This window comes from Pantoea sp. X-Soil-YNGN-785 (genome assembly GCF_059730585.1).
This window is the reverse complement of the sequence record NZ_AP035942.1, coordinates 350,126-369,250: the sequence shown is the minus strand read 5'-3', so window position 1 is coordinate 369,250 and position 19,125 is coordinate 350,126. Positions and strand designations below refer to the sequence as shown.

Below are 19,125 nucleotides of genomic sequence, written 5' to 3'. Positions count from 1 at the left end.
GGCCAGTGACATTATTGATGTTGAGCGCCACCTTAATAACTCTGCCCAACTCTCAACCAACGTCTTTTCCCTTCTCCCCAGCCTGAGGCAACTTACATTCTTAAAGCGATTGGGACATAGGCCTGCATCCGATCCAGACCTGCTCTCCACAACCAGCCCTAACAAACCACTCCTCAGCCCAAGGCAACTTACGCACTTAAAGCGATGGGAGCATACGCCTGCAGCAAAGCATCGCGGGCCAGGGATGGGCCGCGCTGAGCCTGCCAGGGATGGCGTCTTTTGCGTCTTTGCGAAAGGCGTATACTCCCTGAGCCTGCTCAGTGGCCCATGACCGCTGCATACCTCTAACCAGCTCTAAACCGGATCCACCTCATTCTCCAGCTTCTGACGCCGCCGAAGATGCGGAAACAGCTTCATCCACAACGCCACCACAATCAGTGTACCGATGCCGCCAATCGCTGCCGCGGGTGCCGCCCCCATCCAGGCTGCCAGCAATCCCGACTCAAACTCGCCCAGCTGATTTGACGTATTGATAAAAATTGCGTTAACCGCATTCACCCGTCCGCGCATGGCATCCGGCGTATCCAGCTGCACCAGCGCACCCCGAATCACCATACTTACCATATCAAAGCCGCCCAGCGCACAGAGAGCAATCAGCGACAGCCACAGCTGCGTGGACAGCGCGAATACCAGCGTGGCCACGCCAAATCCCGCCACCGAGCCAAACATAATCATCCCGACATGCTTGTCCAGCTTGTGACGGCTCAGCCAGATGCCCACCAGTAATGCACCGACCGACGGCGCACCGCGCAGCATCCCTAACCCCCACGGCCCGGTATGCAGAATATCTTTGGCAAAAATCGGCAGCAGCGCCGTTGCGCCACCAAGCAGCACCGCAAACAGATCGAGCGAAATCACTCCAAGGACATCTTTGCGCTCACGGATAAAGTGAATCCCGGCAAACAGATTCTTCATATTCATCGGCAGACGGGTCTGCACCGGACGCTCATAACGCAGCAGACTCACCAGCGTCAGCGAAATCAGATAAAACAGCCCGGAAACGCCATACACAACATGCGGCCCGGCAACATACAGCAAGCCGCCTATCGTCGGCCCGACAATCACCGCCGCCTGGCCCCCTACCGAGTTCATCGCCATCGCGCGTGCCAGAATCGAGGGCGGCACCAGCGACGGCAACATTGAGGACATCGCGGGCCACTCCAGCGCCTTCGCCACCGCAATCATAAACACCAGCCCCCACAGCGCGGTCTTATCGGCGGTATGGAATAAGGTAAGCACCACTAATGCCACCAGTGCAGCAAATTCCACCAGTTGCCCCAGCAGCACAATGCGCCGCCGGTCATATTGATCCGCAAGATGACCTGCAGGTAGCGCCAGCAATACCGACGGCAGAAACTGCATCAGGCCAATCATCCCTAACGCCATTGCGCTGTTGGTCAGCGCATAGATCTGCCAGCTGATCGCTACCGAGAACATCTGAAAACCAAATGATGAGCAGGTGCGCGCCAGCCAGAATGCGACAAATGTCCGATGTCGCCACAGCGACTCTTCCGCTGTTGATGCCATAAATCCCATGTCTTATCCCAAATCAGGTGAGGAAGCCCGCATCGTTGCACGGTGTTATTGGTGTGGTGATTGATGATGCTAAATTAACAGACCGGATGAGACCTGAATGGCTGCGGCTCCAGTCCTGTCTCTCTGCCCAATAAAAGGCATACCCGTCTGGCACAGGCACGTCCGACCTCTCCTGACTATTACCAGCCTATTGGTCCCGACTATTGAATATATTCCAGCACATCATCAGACGCCAAAGGAATTATCATCTCTTTGCTAATGGGTTTATTTACTTTCTCAGGCAACAAAAGGATGATTTGGATTAAGCAGATGATCTATATTTATTCACGCGTTTAAAAAAATGCGACTTTTTATATGATTAATTATCAACAAATCCTTTTTTATTGCATTTCATAGAGATAATGAAAAACAGTTTATATAACCCCTATGTTACTGAACCTATCCATCACGTTAAGCGTAATGTCTCTGGCATTTGCTATAGCGTGCCTTATCTTCAGCAAAACCAGGAAAGCAGAAATACACTTAATACAAACAACATTATTTCATTACACAATCAAATTGCCACTGAAGCAGCATTAATGATTATTCCGATCGATGATATGCGATTACGCGGAATGATTGCTGTACCGGACGCTTATTCACATTTACAGAATGGGCGTATCCGGATTGGAATCAATTATTCCAGTTTAGTGGCACATTATGCGCCACTGCTTGAATTAACTAAGAAATTTGATTTCTGGCTTTATGATTTTGCGCCGCCGGGAGCAGACTGGCGACTGCTGGAATCCTTTCCTTTTTCAGGAATTGTTTTAAACGAAGCGTTCTTTAATGACAATTATGAAAAATTTACCTTTCCCTTTTTTATGGCGACATTTCGTGAAAAAGGAGCAGAGGTCATCGTGCGAAGTCATACGCCGACTTTAACGGCTGAGCAGTTTGCTGAGATAAATATCAGCGGCTGGCAACAGCAACGCTCGGACGGCGATCTTATTAGCTGCTGATTCACAAATCCTGCTTTCCGGCGTTAAGGGCACACGGCGGTGCGCTTAACGTCCTTTAATCCCTCATAAAATGTCGCATTACTGCATTTGTTAAGCGCTTTAAGCTAAAAAAATCAAACCTCGATCTGATTTTGCTATAACATTTAACACAAAGGGATCGTCTGTCTTAGCGGAAGAGATACTCAAGAACACCCTTAATCATTTGTACTTGATAACTGGAAGCAACCTATCTGGTTGTTTTCGTGTGTTTTATGGTAACGAAACGAGGTCGATATTATGGGGAAAAACTCCTCATCATTTGGCGTAATTCGTTTTCTGACAGTGCTGTTCGCAGCGCTGACGGGCGCGTTTATGCTGATTGGCGGTGGCTGGTTAGCCGCCATTGGTGGTTCCTGGTATTACGTTTTCGGCGGTGTGGTGATGCTTATCACCGCTTATCTGCTTTCACGTCGTAAAAGCACCGCGCTGGTTCTCTATGCGCTGCTGCTAATCGCCACCCTGATCTGGGGTGTATGGGAAGTGGGTACGGACTTCTGGGCACTGGCACCGCGCACCGATGTGCTGGTGATCTTTGGTGTCTGGCTGATCCTGCCGTTTGTTTATCGCAGTGTTAACGCAGGCAGTAAAGCCGCGCTGGGTACGATGGCTGTGGCGCTGGTTGCCAGTGCTATCGTGCTGGCCTATGCGGTGTTTAACGACCCACAGGTGATAAACGGTTCAGTGCCAGAAACCGCTGACAACGCCCCGCAGGCTGCGCCGCTGAGCAACATCCCGGATGCTGACTGGCCCGCTTATGCGCGCGATCAGCAGGGAACCCGTTTCTCGCCGCTGAAGCAGATCAATCACCAGAACGTGAAAGAGTTGCAGGTTGCCTGGCAGTTCCAGACGGGCGACATGAAAACCCCTAACGATCCGGGTGAAATCACCGACGAAGTTACCCCGATTAAAATCCGCGACACGCTTTACCTCTGTTCGCCACACCAGATCCTGTTTGCTCTGGATGCGGCCACCGGTAAGCAGAAGTGGAAATTTGATCCGGGCATGAAGGTTAACCCAACCTTCCAGCATGTGACCTGTCGTGGTGTTTCTTATCACGAAGTGCCGGCAGCCGCCGATGCGGCAAACACGCAGCCTGCGCTTTGCTCACGTCGTATCTATCTGCCTGTCAACGATGGTCGCCTGTTTGCCCTGGACGCAGAGACCGGCGAACGCTGCCCGTCATTTGGCGTCAACGGCGAGCTGGATCTGCAGCACAAACAGCCTGTCACGACTGCGGGTATGTATGAGCCGACCTCGCCACCGATCATTACTAACACCACCATCGTCATGGCGGGTGCGGTTACCGATAACTTCTCAACCCGCGAGCCGTCAGGCGTGATTCGTGGTTTTGATGTGAATACCGGCAAACTGCTGTGGGTGTTTGATCCAGGCGCGAAAGACCCGAATGCCATTCCGGCTGATGAACACACCTTTACCATGAATTCACCGAACTCATGGGCACCGGCAGTGTACGATCCGAAACTGGATACCGTTTATCTGCCAATGGGTGTGACCACACCGGATATCTGGGGCGGTAACCGCACACCAGAGCAGGAGCGTTATGCGAGCAGCGTGCTGGCTCTGAATGCCACCACCGGTAAGCTGGTCTGGTCTTATCAGACCGTGCATCACGACCTGTGGGATATGGATCTGCCGTCGCAGCCAACGCTGGCTGACATCACCGATAAAGATGGCAACACCGTACCGGTGGTTTATGCGCCAGCGAAAACCGGCAACATCTTTGTCCTGGATCGCCGCACCGGCAAGCCAGTGGTACCTGCGCCAGAAACGCCAGTACCACAGGGTGCTGCCAAAGGCGATCACGTTGCCGCTACTCAGCCCTACTCTGAGCTGACCTTCCGTCCGAAGCAGAACCTGACGGACAAGGATATGTGGGGCGCAACGATGTTTGACCAGCTGGTGTGCCGCGTGATCTTCAAGCGCCTGCGCTATGAAGGTCCGTTCACCCCGCCTTCTGAGCAGGGTACGCTGGTGTTCCCGGGTAACCTCGGTATGTTCGAATGGGGCGGTATTGCCGTCGATCCACATCGTCAGATTGCGATTGCTAACCCAATGGCGCTGCCGTTTGTCTCGAAGCTGGTTCCACGTGGCCCGGGCAACCCGATTGAGCCGCCGAAAGGCGCTGAGGGTGGTTCAGGTACGGAAACCGGTATTCAGCCACAGTATGGCGTGCCGTATGGCGTCGAGCTGAATCCGTTCCTGTCACCGTTTGGTCTGCCATGTAAACAGCCTGCCTGGGGTTACATCTCCGCGGTGGATCTGAAGACCAACGACGTGGTGTGGAAACAGCGTATCGGTACCGTTCGCGATAGCGCACCGGTTCCGTTGCCGTTCAAAATGGGTATGCCGATGCTGGGTGGTCCTATCACCACCGCGGGTAAGGTGTTCTTCATTGGCGCGACCGCCGATAACTACCTGCGTGCGTTCAGCACCGATACCGGTGAGCTGTTATGGCAGGCCCGTCTGCCAGCAGGCGGCCAGGCGACCCCAATGACCTATGAAGTGAATGGCAAGCAGTACGTTGTCATCGCAGCAGGTGGGCACGGTTCGTTTGGTACTAAGCTGGGCGATTATGTGATTGCCTACGCCCTGCCAGACCAGAAGTAATTCACGACGCTGTGAATAAACTAAGGCGGACTCCGGTCCGCCTTTTTTGATCGCGTTATTTACGCATCCCGCGCCAGTTGAGCCAGGCGCAAAACAGCATCACCACGCAGGTCGCCAGAAACACTGGCCGCATCCCGAATGTCCCACCCACCAGCCCACCAAACAGCGGGCCGCTGACCTGACCGATATACTGCGCCGAGGTTGAATATCCCAGCATCCGTCCGACCTGGGAACCGGGCACGTTATGGCGGATAATCGCTGTAATGCACGGCATCAATCCGCCCAGCGCCATCCCCATCAGAAAACGCAGTATCACCAGTTGCCAGGCCGCGGTAATAAACGCCTGCGGAATCAGCAGCACCCCACTGACTAGTAGTCCGCCGGTCAGAACCCGCCAGTGCCCTACCCGATCGGCCAGACGACCCAGCCGGGGTGACGCCAGTACCGTGCCCAGCGCCGCCGCAGACATCACCAGTCCGGCGATCATAGTGATTTGATGGTCGCCCTGCACGAACTCGCCCACGTAGAGCGTGATTATCGGCTCAATCGACATGCTGGCGAAGATCAGCAACATGCCGGAGAGCCACATCAGCCGCACCAGGGTGTGATTCACCGGCTCGTCTGCGGACTGCGCTTGCTGGCTGGCGCGCGACGTCGCGGTAGCGCTCGACTGCTCTTTAAGTAAAAAGGTGGTGGCGAGGAAGGCAAGAAAGATTACCGCGCCGGTCAGCCAGAACGTCTGACGGATGCCGATCAGCGGCGGTAACACTCCACCCAGCAGCGGCCCGACCACATTGCCCGCCATAATGCCGGAGGACAATACGCCCAGCGCCCAGCCGGTCTGCGCTTTTGGCGTCTGCGCTGCCACCAGAATGGTCGATCCCGATGCGTAGCCACCCAGCAGCCCGGCCAGCAGCCGCAGCGCCACCAGCTGCCAGGGCGCGGTCGCCATGCCGATCAGCGACATCGCAATCGCCATCCCCAGGCTGGCCCGAATCAGCATCAGCTTACGACCATAGCGATCAGCCAGCCTGCCCCACAGCGGCGCAGTCAGCGCGGCGCTGAAAAAGGTCGCGCCATAGGCTATCCCGGACCAGCGGGCGATGGCTGCCGGCTGCTCAACGCCCAGTTGCTGCACATAGAGTGGCAGAAACGGCAGCAGCAGCGTCATCGCCACGATGGTGGTAAAAGAGCCGACGACGCAGACCGCTAAGTTACGTCGCCAGTGCTGAAACTCTGCCGTTTCGGGTGACTGTTGCATGATGATATCCGTTGAATGATCAGGGATACAGGCTAACCGGAGTCGCAGAGTAACAACAGTCGTGGCGTAATAGTTACTCTGTGGCGCTGATTGTTGTCAGCAGGCAACAATCAGCCCGGATTCAGCGCCGTAATCAGGGCATCGCACAGCAGTGTCACCGGCGACGCCGGTTCAGGCGTATTGTGCAGCAGCAGATAGCTTTGCAGGCGATCCATCTGCCACTCCGGCAGCAGTTGCTGGATATCACCACGTGCCACCGCCTCCTGCGCCATGTAGGACGGAAGATAAGCGATACCGCTGCCTGCCAGTGCGGCATTGAGCAGCGCCATACTGTTATTGGCGCGAAAGCGGCTGCGCACGTCCAGTGCCAGCCGCTGTTTATCACGGCGGAATGGCAGCGCAGCGGTGTGCGCCGGACCGTGAAATAGCAGCAGGTCATGGCGCGGCAGCATTTCAGGATGGGTGATTACGGGTCGCTGCGCCAGATAAGCCGGCGCGGCATAAAGCCCCCACTCGATATCGCTCAGTACCCGGAAATTGCCCTGCTGCGGCGAGCAGGATCGGATCACAATCGCCAGATCAACCTGATCGTCCAGCCGATCGTGATTGCGATCGGTCAGATCGAGATCGACGTTAATATGCAGATGGCGGTGCAGGAAATGATTGAGAACGGGAACCACGCACTGGCAGCCAAAGGTGACGGGCGCCTGCAGCCTGACATGCCCAGTGGGCTGCTGATGCACCTGCTGCACAAACGCCTCGGCGCGCTGCACTTCAGCCAGCATCCGCACACAGTAGGGATAATAAGCCTGGCCCAGCTCAGTCAGTGCCAGCCGCCGGGTGGTACGCTGTAGCAGCCGGATACCGAGCCGCAGCTCCAGACGGGCAATTTCCCGGCTGACGTGAGATTTGGACAGGCCAAGTGCCCGTGCTGCCTCACTGAAACTCTGCAATTCCACGACCCGTGCAAACACCAACATGGCGGTTAAATTCTCGCCGTTTTCCATGTTCCCGACTCCGACAGTAAAAGGGGCAGGCAACAAACTAACACGTCAGGGCGGGGTCACTGTGGCGGGCGGGCAAAAAAAGACGAGGCAAAGTTCAGGAGGAGAGCGGCGCTGAGCGCGGGCCGACCTTCCCGTCTGTATGCGGTGACGGGAAGGTCTTAACAGGCATCAGCTGGCCATCGCCAGAGGAAACAGCAGCCGATCCGGCTCAACGCGACGCTGACGGCGCAACTGGCCCGGCGTCATCATAAAGTAGTTTTTAAAGGTGCGGGTATAGGCCTGCTGGGTATCGAAGCCGTAGTTCATCGCCACCTGCAGTATCGCTTCGTTGCTGCTTAGCAGACTGAGTGCAGACTCGGTTAAGCGGCGCTGGCGGATATATTCTGCCAGTGAAAAGCCGGTGTGCTGGCGAAACAGGCGTTGCAGATGCCAGCGCGAATAGCCCGAGCGGCGTGCCACCTCATCCAGATGCAGATCGTGTCCTAAGTTGTTCTCAATCCAGTCCAGCAAACTCCGAATAAACTCGCGCTGATTCATGGTTCCTCCTGTTGATGCTGATGTGCAGTGGAGCCACTCTACCCGCTAAAATTTATCCCTTAATTAGCAGAAAATTAGCGCAGAATTAGCAACGGCGGGAATGGGCGCGGAAGGGTGCGGCCAGCGGGGCTTTGGGGGGAAATCTGTGGTGAGATTGCTGTTGAAAAAAGAGGTGAGATGTTTAAAAAACTTAGTCAGCCCGCATCATTTTTATGCGGGTTATGTGCGTGATTGTTGAGTCTTGCCTGACTTCAACCATTCTGAGGTACCGCTGATATTCCTGAGTCAGGAAATCCACTTTTCGGGATAACTCTTCCTGATAAAATTCGGGTGGCACCTCGTGGTCTGGATCCTGTTCCAGCTCAGCGACCAGTTGTTCAACAATACGGAATAAGGGGATCCTGTGTTCTGCCTGAAAACGTCTGAATGACCTATCCCAGATAAACGAAATAAAATAATCAACGTAACGCCTTCCCTGCCGGAAAGGTAATGTTTGTAACTTCTCAAGTAAAAAGTTAAAAACTGGCAGAGCCAGTACCCGAATTCGCTCAGCTTCAGTCAGCCTGTCTTTGCCCATAGGCACAGTGGCGTTCGACAGACGGGAGCGGATACAGGCAACAGGGTTCAGCACCCGCACGAATTCATGACTCATGGCTGCGCCATGTCGATCAGGCATAACCAGAAAGGGTTCCGTATTAAGTGCAAGTTTATCACCGACAAAATCCCCAACTTCAAAGCCTGTGGGGCGATCGATAATATCGACAATATTTGCCTCATTAAGCGGCTCATTGAGGAACTGACCCTGAGCATCTTCCTTGACTCTGCCTGTATCTTTATCAATAAGACTGAGAACCGCAATCGAGGGCGGATTAAAAATTTCCTGAACCTGAGCTGACACGTTAAAAATTTTTGCTATGACATCAACGCCTTCTTTTCGCGTGACATAGTCGACATCAATTGAGGTAATGGATGTTATGTCAGGTTGATCAGGATAAAAGTGCAGGTAAGTCAGATACCAGTACATAACAGCCTGACCACCAACAGTGATAACCGGGGATGGCAGTTGTACGGCGTTATCGATCAGATAACGATTGAGTTTGAGGATTTGTTCTTCTGGAGGAATAGCGTGCGATGTCATAAAAAAAGCCCACCTGGATGATGAGCTTATTTTATCACTTAGCCGATTTCAGCAGGGCATGATGTCAGAAAAATGCGAGGCTGCGTCCATCTTTTGCAGGCACAATACCGTCAGGACGTTTTTCAAGAACGCGGCCCGGAGCCTGACCCTTTCGGACGGCTTCAACACGCTCCTGATACTCGCGCTGATGTCTGATTTTTGCTTCCTGAGCTGACATACTTTTCACCGCTGAAATGTCTGGCATGAATCTATTGTTCAAATATACGTCACCCCATTTACGCTTGCAATCACGGGTATCTCAGTGGGTATGGAGAGGGACGCTAAGCCACCGGTTAATTCTGTAAAATATCGGTGATGGCGGTCCGCCAAAATAATTCGTGCTGTGGCAAGGCGGCAAAGGCGCGAATCCCCAGGAGCTGACATTGGTCAGTGACTGGGGTGAGCAAAAGCAGCCAACGCCGCCACAGTGCGAAGTATGACGGCGGAAGGATAATTCTGGCCTAACAATTGATGGATAAACTCTCTCTCATCTTTATAAAGGAGATCAGCCATGCGCGTGTTACTGGTTGAAGATGATGAAATGATCGGCGCGAACCTGCAACAGGCACTGCAGGGCGCGGGCTGGTCAGTAGATTGGGTGCGCGATGGCGTCTATGCCCAGAATGCCTGGAGCGAAGGCGGCTACAGCTGTGTACTGCTTGATCTCGGCTTACCGCGCGATGACGGTCTGCAGGTTCTGCGCCGGGCGCGCGGGCGCGGCGACGCCACGCCGGTCCTGATTCTTACCGCACGCGACACGGTGGCGCAGCGTATTCAGGGACTCGACAGCGGCGCGGACGACTACCTGCTTAAACCGTTCGATCTCCAGGAAGTGATGGCCCGGATGCGCGCCATTACCCGGCGCAGCCACGGCGCGGCAGACTCGGTGCTTGGCAGCGGCGATGTGCAGCTGGACATGATGACCCGCGAGGTGCTCTACAAAGGCCAGCGCGAGCAGCTGACGGCGCGGGAATATGCCCTGCTCTACGCGCTGCTGGAGCGGCCGGGCGCTATTCTGTCGCGCGAGCAACTGGAAAACCGCATCTACGGCTGGGGCGATGAAGTCAGCAGCAACGCGGTGGATGTCCTGATCCACGGCATGCGTCGCAAACTCGATAACGACGTGATCCGTAATGTACGCGGACTGGGCTGGCGGGTTCCGGCGATATGAAACCTTTCCGCTTTATGCGCTCACTGCGCAATAAACTTCTCTCTACCCTGCTGATTATTCATCTGCTGATGATCGGCGGCGTCACCTGGTATTTCTTCAGCTGTTACGGCGATATGGTCGGTACCATGAAGGACGATCAGCTGGCAAAAATCGCTGATGCCTGGTCCACCAATAAACAGATGCCCGCCCTGATGCCGATGCTTATTGCACCTGACAAAGCAAAGAGCGCCTTTGTAGTTCAGCTCTGGGACGATCAGGGCCAGCTGCGGGCCAGTTCATGGCCGGAGTTGCAGGCCCCGCTGCAAAACCAGCGCGGTTATCACGATGTGCATGTGGGTCAGTGCGACGACTGTGAATGGCGTATTTTTTCCCGGCCCGGCATGCCTGGCAGCGAGATCAAAACGATTCAGGTGATGCACAACCTCAGCTACATGAAGGCCTCAATGGTCAAGCGGGCGCTGTCGGCGATCATTCCGATGATCCTAATGATGCCGCTGTCGCTGCTGGTGATCTGGCTGGTGGTGCGCAAGATCACCCGCGATCTGCAGGTCGCTTCGCGTCAGATTGCGGCGCAGGAAACCCATCATCCACACAATGTCTCACCGGAAGGCTTACCGGATGAGATCCTGCCGCTGGTAGCCGCTTACAACTCGCTGCTGAGTAAGCTGCGTGACGCCTGGTCGTCGCAGCGTCAGTTCCTGGAAGATGCCGCGCATGAGCTGCGTACGCCGGTAACAGCGGTGACGTTACAGCTGGAAAACCTGCGTCAGCATATTCAGCCGGGTGAAGCGAGCCGTCAGTTCAGCCAGTTGGAAGCGGGCGTCACGCGTACCCGTCACCTGGTCACGCAGTTACTCAATGTCTCACGTCAGGATGACCAGAGCGTGGTGTCCAGCGTGGAGCATATCGAACTTGAAGATCTGCTAAAAGAGAGCATTGAGCAGTTGATGGTGGTGGCGGATAAGCGCGGCATCGATATCGGCTTTAATGGCTCCACGCAGTATCGCCTGCAGGCCAGCCGTTCCGAGCTGCGCAGCCTGTTCGACAATCTGATAGGTAACGCCATGTTGCACACGCCGGAAGGTAGCCTGGTCGATGTGCTGCTGCATCGGGTCGCGGGCAAAACGGTGGTCGATATTGTCGATAACGGGCCAGGTATGCCGGAATCTTTTATCGAACGCGCATTTGACCGTTTTACCCGTTCGCCTGACGTGAAAGCGCAGGGCAGCGGGCTGGGACTCTCCATTGTGCGCAACGTCGCACAGAAACATCAGATTCACGTCGCCCTTTCCAATTGCCTGACGCCACAGGGTGCAATTTGTGGTTTGCAGGTTCGCGTCACTCTTCCCTGATCCCGCCTGTTTGATCACGAACCAGACAACGTAAACGGTTGCCTGGTTCCGTTCGATCCACGCCGTTATTGTGAAGTGCATCACATTTTAGCTGAATTGTAATGCAACACTTTTTGACAAACGTGAGCAAAATCTATTTTCTATCGATCTGTTACAGGCACGCTACGCGGGCTGAAGAACGGGTTGTTATTCGCTGTGAAACCCTCATTCCCATCAAGGGACCGATTTCTCTCTGACTGCGTCTGGTGTGCAGCGGTCAAAAGCATGTGGCTGATAATAATGAAATATAAAACGTTGATAGCAGGTGCCGTGCTGGCATGTTCATTGAGTGGTGCTGCGCAGGCCGCTGAAAGCGATCCGCAGTATCTCTCGGATTGGTGGCATCAGAGCGTTAACGTGGTAGGCAGCTACCACACGCGTTTCGGACCGCAGTTTAACAACGACGTTTATCTGGAATATGAAGCGTTTGCGAAGAAAGACTGGTTCGATTTCTACGGCTATCTCGACGTGCCTAACTTCTTCGGCGTCGGCAACAGCAATGCCAACGGCGTATTCGACCACGGTTCACCGATGTTTATGGAGATTGAGCCGCGCTTCTCTATCGACAAACTGACCGGCACCAGCCTGGCCTTTGGTCCGTTCAAAGAGTGGTATTTCGCCAATAACTATATCTACGATATGGGCCGCAACAGCGACAACCGCCAGAACACCTGGTATATGGGTCTGGGCACCGATATCGATACGCACAGCGATGTCGGCCTGTCGCTGAACGTCTACGCCAAATATCAGTGGGAAAACTACGGCGCGGCGAACGAAAACAGCTGGGATGGCTATCGCTTCAAGGTGAAATACTTCGTGCCTATCACCACGCTGTGGGGCGGTAATCTGGGCTATGTGGGCTTCACCAACTTCGACTGGGGTTCCGATCTCAACGAGAAAGGCGGTTCATCACGCACCAGCAACTCCATCGCCTCCAGCCACATTCTGTCACTGGGTTACGATCACTGGCACTTCTCTGCGGTGGCGCGTTACTTCCACAACGGCGGACAGTGGGCGGATGGTCAGGAGCTGAACTTCGGCAAAGGCCCGTTTGAAGTGAAATCGACGGGCTGGGGTTACTACCTGGTGGCGGGTTACAACTTCTGATAAAGATAACGGGCGGCTGAAAAAACCGCCCGTCACGCAGGAGATCTGGCCTGGAGCGTTGTCTCTCCAGGCCAGCTTTTGAGAGGCAGTTTTAGCAACTCAGTCCTGCATCTTACCTTCGGTTATTCCTGTGGCTTCTCAACGTTGATGCGCCATGGAATGTTGAACTTATCGATAAACATCGCGAATCCGTTCGACCAGAACGTCTCCTGCCACTCCGTTGTGACCTTGCCGCCTGCCGATAGTTTCTCAAACCAGGCTTTACCCTTTTCGACATCAGTAGTTGAAAGGCTGACCGCATAACCGGCATGTTCAGACGCGGGCGGCTTCTCGGTATTACCATCGCTCAACATCAGCTCACCGTCACCGATACGCAGTTGCGCATGCATGATCTTTTCTGGCGGCTGCGGCGCAGCAGACTGGTCGCCTACCTGCTCACCCTGATCCGGCATATCACCAAATTTCATTTTAGAGAGCAGCTCTCCCCCGGTCGCCTGCAGGTAAAAGTCGATAGCCTCTTCACAACGGCCATAGAGAAACAGATAAGGACTGACTTGCATCGTAACCTCTATTTGTCGGGTGGATTTTTTACAGTACCCCTATAGTGTAGACGATCGACTTTACTCCCTGAATTTACTGGCAATAACGCCGAAAGAGTTGCGCCATATAACTGCTCATCGGCGTCAGCGCGGTGTCTTTGCGCTGGATCAGATAGAAGATGGCTTTCGGCAGGGGCTCGTCGAGCGTCAGCGCCACCAGCGACCGCCCCAGAATGGGATCGTCAATCACGTCGACCGACAGAATACTGATGAAATCGCTTTGCGCGACCAGGCTGGTGCAGGCCATAAAGGTTTCACAGGTCACCACGATTTTGGGTGCCATACCGCGCTCGCCAAACAAATCGTGCAGCAGGCGGTAGTAACTCCCTTTTGGCGTTGGCATCGTCCAGTCCGCCTGCTGTAACGCCGCCAGAGAACGGGCCTTTTCCAGCGGGTGGCCTTTACGCACCACCACTCTATACTCGCGCTCCATCACCCGCTCATACATCAGCTCCTGATCGAGATGACTCTGATCGTAGGTGTTGATGGTGAAATCGAGAGCCCCCTGACGCAGTTCATGCACCATCGACACCAGCTGGCCCTCGACGATGCGAACCTTAACCAGCGGGTATTCGCGATGAAACTGGTTTATCACCTGCGGCATGATGGTGCGCGCCACGCTGCCCCCCACGCCGATGTTCACCTGACCGCCACCCAGTCCCAGCCGCTGCTGGATATCCTCTTCTGCGACCCGCAGCTCAGCCAGCACCAGGCTGGCATGGCGAAAAAAGTTATCACCGATATCGGTCAGTACCACGCCCTGCTGACGGCGGATAAACAGCTTTGCGCCCAGCTCTCGCTCCAGTTCCTGAATCGCTTTGGTTAACGCCGGTTGCGACAGCCCGGACAGACGGCTTGCCGCCCGGATACTGCCCTGTCGTGCTACGTCAGTGAAGGCGCGCAGCTGATGAAGTTTGAGATTGGCAGACATAGTTTTGCGATAACCGTTGTTTATCAGTCACAAGATATTCGCATCTTATGCCACCCAGTACCATTGTGTAGATTCGACGCAGTGCATAAAAAATCAACAACGAGGAAAGAGCCGATGACCCCCCTTTCAGACCACGTCAATGCCCTGCTGCCACAGCTGCAACAGTGGCGTCGCGACTTCCATCACTACGCCGAATCGGGCTGGCTGGAGTTCCGTACCGCGACGTTAGTCGCTGAAGAACTGCATAAGCTCGGTTATCAACTAAAGCTGGGCCGTGAAGTGATCGATGCCGATGCGCGGATGGGCTTGCCCGACGACGCCGTGCTGAAGCAGCAGGAAGCCCGTGCGCTGCAGCAGGGCGCACTGCCGCAGTGGATCAGCCACTTCTCTGGCGGATTCTGCGGCATCGTAGCAATACTTGAGACCGGCCGTCCCGGCCCGGTGATGGGCTTCCGCGTCGATATGGATGCACTGGATCTCAACGAAAGCCAGGCTGACGATCACCTGCCGCAGCGTGAAGGATTTGCTTCCTGCAACGCGGGCATGATGCATGCCTGCGGGCACGACGGCCATACCACCATTGGTCTGGGCCTCGCCTCAGTGCTGATGGCGATGAAAGATCAGCTCAGCGGTACAATTAAACTGATCTTCCAGCCCGCCGAAGAGGGTGTGCGCGGCGCCAGAGCGATGGTCGCCGCGGGCGTGGTCGATGAGGTTGATCGTTTCATCGCAATTCACATCGGCACCGGCGTGCCGGCAGGTGAAGTGGTGTGCGGCAGCGACAGCTTTCTGGCCACCACCAAGCTGGATGTCCACTTCACCGGCATTGGTGCCCATGCGGGCGGTCGCCCGGAAGAGGGTCGCAATGCTCTGCTGGCCGCGGCACAGGCGACGCTGGCGCTGCATGGTTTAACCCAGCACAGCGGCGGTGTGGCGCGGGTTAACGTGGGCGTGCTGCAGGCGGGAACCGGCCGCAACGTAGTGGCCGACTGCGCCCTGCTGAAAGTCGAAACTCGTGGCGTGACCAATCAGGTTAACGACGATATTTATCAGCAGGCGCTGCGGGTGATTGCCGGTGCGGCAGCGATGTATGGCGTTGAGCAGCAGGTTTCGCTGATGGGTGCTGCGCGCAGCTGTACGCCGACGCAACCCTGGGTCGACTTCATCCACCAGCAGGCGGACGCACTCGGCCTTTTCGACTCGGTGGTCGATCGTAAAGCGCAGGCGGCAGGGTCGGAAGATGCGACCTACATGATGGAGCGGGTAAAGCAGCGCGGCGGTCAGGCCTCTTACGTCATTTTCGGCTGTGCGCTGGCGGCAGGTCACCACAATGCGAAATTCGACTTTGACGAGCGGGTCATGCCAGACGCCATCACGCTGCTGGCAACGCTGGTGCTGAACCAGGCGCAGTTTGGGGGCTCACGATGATGGAAGCGTTTATTGCCGATTATATCGATCGCCATCAGCTCCGCTTCAGCACGCTCAGCGACGCCATCTGGGACACGCCGGAAACGCGCTTCGCCGAAACCCGTTCCTCTGCTCTGCTGGCCGATGCGCTGGAAAGAGAAGGATTTACAGTGGAACACGGTGTGGGGAGTATCGACACGGCCTTTATCGCCAGCAAGGGCAGCGGTAAGCCGGTGATTGCTATCATGGGTGAGTTTGATGCGCTGGCCGGTCTGAGCCAGCAGTCGGGCTGCGCCCGGCCACAACCGCTGGAAGCTAACGGCAACGGACATGGCTGCGGCCACAACCTGCTTGGCACGGCGGGTGTTGCCGCCGCCTGCGCCGTGAAAGCCTGGATGGAGCAGCATCATACCCGCGGCACGGTTCGCTTTTATGGCTGTCCTGGCGAAGAGGGCGGCTCGGGCAAAACCTTTATGGTGCGCGAGGGGCTGTTTGACGACGTTGACGCCGCCGTGACCTGGCATCCGGAAGGTTTCAGCGGGATGTTTAATCTGCGCACGCTTGCCAACATTCAGGCGGCCTTCAGCTTCAAAGGCGTCGCCGCTCACGCCGCCAACTCACCCCATCTGGGCCGCAGCGCACTGGATGCCGTCACGCTGATGAACACCGGCGCCAACTTCCTGCGCGAGCATATCGTACAGGAAGCGCGTCTGCATTACGCCATCACCAACAGCGGCGGCGTCTCGCCGAATGTGGTGCAGGCCGATGCGGAGGTGCTCTACCTGATTCGTGCCCCGGAACTGCCTCAGGCGCAGGCGATCTATGAGCGGGTGATCAATATCGCCAGGGGCGCAGCGCTGATGACCGACACCACGCTGACCGTGCGTTTTGACAAAGCCTGTTCTGACTACGTGCCTAATCGCGCGCTGGAGGCGGTGATGGAGCGTTATTTGCATCAGTTTGGTTTGCCCGACTATAGCGACGAAGAGCGCGCGTTTGCGGCTGAACTGCGTGCCACCCTGACCGATGACGATCTGCGCAATGCCCGGCTCAATGCCGCCCGCACCGGTGGCGAAGCCGGTCATGCCTGGGCTGAACAGCTGGGCGATAAACTGTTTATGGATGAGGTCGCGCCCTATGCGGTCACGCGCGAGCTGCTCTACGGCTCCACCGATGTCGGCGATGTCAGTTGGGTGACGCCGACCGCACAGTGCTTTGCGCCCTGCTTTACCTTCGGTACACCGCTGCACACCTGGCAACTGGTGGCGCAGGGCCGCACCAGCATCGGGCATAAGGGGATGTTTCTGGCGGGCAAAGTGATGGCAGCCACGGTGTTAACGCTGTTAACGGATCCGCAGGCGCTGGCTGGCTGCCGGGCCGAGTTTGATCGAGTACGTGCCGCGCAGCCTTATATCTGTCCGATCCCGGCGGGGATCACACCCACAAAACTGGCCGAATGAGCCAACGGCCGTGTCTCTGACGCGGACCATTATAAAAATATTGCAAACACTTCCCTGATTCAGCGGAGCCGGAACTGAACTCACCGTCTGTCGTCTACCACGACCGGCGCCAGGCCGGACCTCCGCCGATAAGGGGAATACAAGACGAGAACCAATACCATGGAAGCAACCTCGGGAAACCGCAGCCCTGGCCGGCTTTTCAGCTGGATCGAGCGCGTGGGCAATAAAGTGCCCAACCCTTTTTTACTGTTTGTCTATTTGATTGTTGTTCTGATGGTGGCAACCGCCGTTATCAGCGCGCTGGACCTGGCGGTAAAAAACCCCAGCAACGGCGAAATTGTCCGGGTGAACAACCTGCTGAGCGTCGCAGGCATTCAGTGGATACTGCCCAATATCATTAAGAACTTCAGCAGCTTTACCCCACTGGGATCGATTCTGGCGCTGGTGATTGGTGCCGGACTGGCAGAAAAGGTCGGCCTGTTACAGTCGCTGATGGTAAAGATGGCATCGCGCGTCAGCCGCCGCTATGCCAGCTACATGGTGCTGTTTATCGCCTTCTTCAGCCATATCTCCTCGGATGCCGCGCTGGTAGTGATGCCGCCGTTGGGTGCGCTGATCTTCCTGGCGGTAGGGCGTCATCCGGTGGCGGGCCTGCTGGCCGCGATTGCCGGTGTGGCTTCTGGCTTTACCGCCAACCTGCTGATTGTCACCACCGATGTGCTGCTCTCGGGGATCAGCACCGAGGCGGCTAAAGCGGTCAGCGACACAGTGCACGTCAGCGTCATCGATAACTGGTTCTTTATGGCTACCTCGGTGATTGTACTGACGATTGTGGGTGCGCTGCTGACCGACAAATTTGTCGAGCCGCGCCTGCCAGAGTGGCAGGGCAATGATGAGAAGCTGGCGGCACTGACGCCGCTGGAGAACCGCGGCCTGCGGGCAGCCGGGATCGCCGCATTACTGTTTATCGCCGTAATGGCGTTGCTGGTGGTGCCGGAACATGCGCCGCTGCGCAACCCCGCTACCGGCGCCATTATCCCCTCCCCCTTTATTCAGGGCATCGTACCGATCATCATTCTGTTCTTCTTTGTGGTCGCCATTGCTTACGGTGTGGTCACCCGACAGATCCGCCGTCCGGATGATATCCCGCAGTTGCTGGTCGATCCGATGAAGGGCATGGCGGGCTTTATCGTGATGGTGTTTCCGCTGTCGCAGTTCGTGGCGTTTTTTAACTGGAGCAACATGGGCAAGTTCATGGCAATCGGGCTGACCGACGTGCTGGAAAGCGCTGGCGTCAGCGGTGCGCCCGCGTTTCTGGGGTTGATGTTCCTGTCGGCGTTTCTCTGCATGTTTATTGCCAGCGGCTCAGCAATCTGGTCGATTCTCGCCCCGGTCTTCGTGCCGATGTTTATGCTGCTTGGCTTCCATCCCGCCTTTGCCCAGATGATTTTCCGCATCGCGGACTCCGCCGTGCTGCCGCTGGCACCGATGTCGCCGTTTCTGCCGCTGTTCCTGGCCTTTTTGCAGCGTTACCAGAAGGATGCGCAGCTCGGCACTTATTACGTGCTGATCTTCCCCTATCCGCTGGTGTTCTTTATCAGCTGGATAGCGCTGCTGATGGTGTGGTATCTGCTGGGTCTGCCAATCGGGCCAGGCGTCTGGCCGAAACTGCCTTAAGGCGCCGTGCCATGGATGGCAAAACCTGCAACGTACATTGCTAAATCGTCAGCAACGACGCTCTCGGCAACGGCGGATGAATTGATTATCCTGCTATCTCTTCGCTTGCTAACGGTTAACTATTTTAATAAGCCTC

The 19,125-nt window shown here is 55.9% G+C and carries 15 protein-coding genes; 8 read left to right on the top strand and 7 right to left on the bottom strand.

Annotated features, from left to right (window positions below; all coding sequences use genetic code 11):
* Window positions 1–354 precede the first annotated feature (354 nt).
* Window positions 355–1,596 carry an MFS transporter gene (locus AC6I8E_RS01600; RefSeq protein WP_013359834.1) on the bottom strand — a complete coding sequence of 414 codons (1,242 nt, stop codon included), beginning with the start codon at window positions 1,594–1,596 and terminating at the stop codon, window positions 355–357.
* Window positions 1,597–1,997: 401 nt separating this feature from the next.
* Between AC6I8E_RS01600 and AC6I8E_RS01595 the strand changes: the two genes are divergently transcribed.
* Both AC6I8E_RS01595 and AC6I8E_RS01590 read left to right on the top strand, forming a co-directional pair.
* Entirely contained in the window at window positions 1,998–2,597 is a 600-nt protein-coding gene (locus tag AC6I8E_RS01595; RefSeq protein WP_110331214.1) for a hypothetical protein, read from the top strand.
* Window positions 2,598–2,873: 276 nt separating this feature from the next.
* On the top strand, window positions 2,874–5,264 hold the full coding sequence (locus AC6I8E_RS01590; protein WP_110331213.1) for a glucose/quinate/shikimate family membrane-bound PQQ-dependent dehydrogenase: 2,391 nt from the start codon (window positions 2,874–2,876) through the stop codon (window positions 5,262–5,264).
* A gap of 55 nt (window positions 5,265–5,319) precedes the next feature.
* Here AC6I8E_RS01590 and AC6I8E_RS01585 read toward each other — a convergent pair whose 3' ends face one another.
* The 4 genes from AC6I8E_RS01585 to AC6I8E_RS01570 all read right to left on the bottom strand — a co-directional run bounded on the left by AC6I8E_RS01585 (window position 5,320) and on the right by AC6I8E_RS01570 (window position 9,207).
* Complete coding sequence (locus AC6I8E_RS01585; RefSeq protein WP_346436072.1) at window positions 5,320–6,525, bottom strand: MFS transporter; 1,206 nt, start codon at window positions 6,523–6,525, stop codon at window positions 5,320–5,322.
* A gap of 110 nt (window positions 6,526–6,635) precedes the next feature.
* Entirely contained in the window at window positions 6,636–7,532 is an 897-nt protein-coding gene (locus AC6I8E_RS01580; protein ID WP_497824347.1) for a LysR family transcriptional regulator, read from the bottom strand.
* A 168-nt stretch (window positions 7,533–7,700) separates the two neighbouring features.
* Window positions 7,701–8,069, bottom strand: coding sequence for a helix-turn-helix domain-containing protein (locus AC6I8E_RS01575; protein ID WP_013359828.1), 369 nt, complete (start codon window positions 8,067–8,069; stop codon window positions 7,701–7,703).
* Window positions 8,070–8,259: 190 nt separating this feature from the next.
* Window positions 8,260–9,207 (bottom strand): hypothetical protein, encoded by a 948-nt coding sequence (locus AC6I8E_RS01570; RefSeq protein WP_201252012.1) that lies wholly within the window; start codon window positions 9,205–9,207, stop codon window positions 8,260–8,262.
* Between the two features lie 550 nt (window positions 9,208–9,757).
* Between AC6I8E_RS01570 and AC6I8E_RS01565 the strand changes: the two genes are divergently transcribed.
* The 3 genes from AC6I8E_RS01565 (at window position 9,758) to AC6I8E_RS01555 (ending at window position 12,915) form a co-directional block, all read left to right on the top strand.
* Window positions 9,758–10,417: a response regulator gene (locus tag AC6I8E_RS01565; RefSeq protein ID WP_003855687.1), complete on the top strand. Its 660-nt coding sequence runs from the start codon at window positions 9,758–9,760 to the stop codon at window positions 10,415–10,417.
* Window positions 10,414–11,769, top strand: coding sequence for a sensor histidine kinase (locus AC6I8E_RS01560; protein ID WP_013359827.1), 1,356 nt, complete (start codon window positions 10,414–10,416; stop codon window positions 11,767–11,769). Before AC6I8E_RS01565 ends, AC6I8E_RS01560 begins: the two co-directional genes overlap by 4 nt.
* A gap of 279 nt (window positions 11,770–12,048) precedes the next feature.
* Window positions 12,049–12,915, top strand: coding sequence for a nucleoside-specific channel-forming protein Tsx (locus AC6I8E_RS01555; protein WP_033781580.1), 867 nt, complete (start codon window positions 12,049–12,051; stop codon window positions 12,913–12,915).
* Window positions 12,916–13,037: 122 nt separating this feature from the next.
* On the opposite strand, the gene yjdN is transcribed toward AC6I8E_RS01555, so the two are convergent.
* Both yjdN and AC6I8E_RS01545 read right to left on the bottom strand, forming a co-directional pair.
* A complete protein-coding gene (gene yjdN, locus AC6I8E_RS01550) occupies window positions 13,038–13,475 on the bottom strand; it encodes a VOC family metalloprotein YjdN (RefSeq protein WP_013359825.1) in 438 nt (145 codons plus the stop codon).
* A gap of 73 nt (window positions 13,476–13,548) precedes the next feature.
* A complete protein-coding gene (locus AC6I8E_RS01545; RefSeq protein WP_061061389.1) occupies window positions 13,549–14,445 on the bottom strand; it encodes a LysR family transcriptional regulator in 897 nt (298 codons plus the stop codon).
* 114 nt (window positions 14,446–14,559) lie between these two features.
* On the opposite strand from AC6I8E_RS01545, the gene AC6I8E_RS01540 reads away from it, so the two are divergent.
* From AC6I8E_RS01540 to abgT, 3 genes are all read left to right on the top strand, one after another.
* Entirely contained in the window at window positions 14,560–15,873 is a 1,314-nt protein-coding gene (locus AC6I8E_RS01540; RefSeq protein ID WP_497824346.1) for an amidohydrolase, read from the top strand.
* Window positions 15,870–17,312 (top strand): M20 family metallopeptidase, encoded by a 1,443-nt coding sequence (locus AC6I8E_RS01535; RefSeq protein WP_312216489.1) that lies wholly within the window; start codon window positions 15,870–15,872, stop codon window positions 17,310–17,312. The genes AC6I8E_RS01540 and AC6I8E_RS01535 overlap by 4 nt, the downstream gene beginning before the upstream one ends.
* 159 nt (window positions 17,313–17,471) lie before the next feature.
* On the top strand, window positions 17,472–18,989 hold the full coding sequence (gene abgT / locus AC6I8E_RS01530) for a p-aminobenzoyl-glutamate transporter (protein WP_497824345.1): 1,518 nt from the start codon (window positions 17,472–17,474) through the stop codon (window positions 18,987–18,989).
* Window positions 18,990–19,125: the final 136 nt, after the last annotated feature.

Coding starts and splice junctions, on each gene's coding strand:
- AC6I8E_RS01595 (WP_110331214.1), top strand. CDS start 1,998: ATGAAAAACAGTTTATATAACCCCTATGTTACTGAACCTATCCATCAC.
- AC6I8E_RS01600 (WP_013359834.1), bottom strand. CDS start 1,596: ATGGGATTTATGGCATCAACAGCGGAAGAGTCGCTGTGGCGACATCGG.
- AC6I8E_RS01555 (WP_033781580.1), top strand. CDS start 12,049: ATGAAATATAAAACGTTGATAGCAGGTGCCGTGCTGGCATGTTCATTG.
- yjdN (WP_013359825.1), bottom strand. CDS start 13,475: ATGCAAGTCAGTCCTTATCTGTTTCTCTATGGCCGTTGTGAAGAGGCT.
- AC6I8E_RS01575 (WP_013359828.1), bottom strand. CDS start 8,069: ATGAATCAGCGCGAGTTTATTCGGAGTTTGCTGGACTGGATTGAGAAC.
- abgT (WP_497824345.1), top strand. CDS start 17,472: ATGGAAGCAACCTCGGGAAACCGCAGCCCTGGCCGGCTTTTCAGCTGG.
- AC6I8E_RS01560 (WP_013359827.1), top strand. CDS start 10,414: ATGAAACCTTTCCGCTTTATGCGCTCACTGCGCAATAAACTTCTCTCT.
- AC6I8E_RS01585 (WP_346436072.1), bottom strand. CDS start 6,525: ATGCAACAGTCACCCGAAACGGCAGAGTTTCAGCACTGGCGACGTAAC.
- AC6I8E_RS01540 (WP_497824346.1), top strand. CDS start 14,560: ATGACCCCCCTTTCAGACCACGTCAATGCCCTGCTGCCACAGCTGCAA.
- AC6I8E_RS01590 (WP_110331213.1), top strand. CDS start 2,874: ATGGGGAAAAACTCCTCATCATTTGGCGTAATTCGTTTTCTGACAGTG.
- AC6I8E_RS01565 (WP_003855687.1), top strand. CDS start 9,758: ATGCGCGTGTTACTGGTTGAAGATGATGAAATGATCGGCGCGAACCTG.
- AC6I8E_RS01535 (WP_312216489.1), top strand. CDS start 15,870: ATGATGGAAGCGTTTATTGCCGATTATATCGATCGCCATCAGCTCCGC.
- AC6I8E_RS01570 (WP_201252012.1), bottom strand. CDS start 9,207: ATGACATCGCACGCTATTCCTCCAGAAGAACAAATCCTCAAACTCAAT.
- AC6I8E_RS01545 (WP_061061389.1), bottom strand. CDS start 14,445: ATGTCTGCCAATCTCAAACTTCATCAGCTGCGCGCCTTCACTGACGTA.
- AC6I8E_RS01580 (WP_497824347.1), bottom strand. CDS start 7,532: ATGGAAAACGGCGAGAATTTAACCGCCATGTTGGTGTTTGCACGGGTC.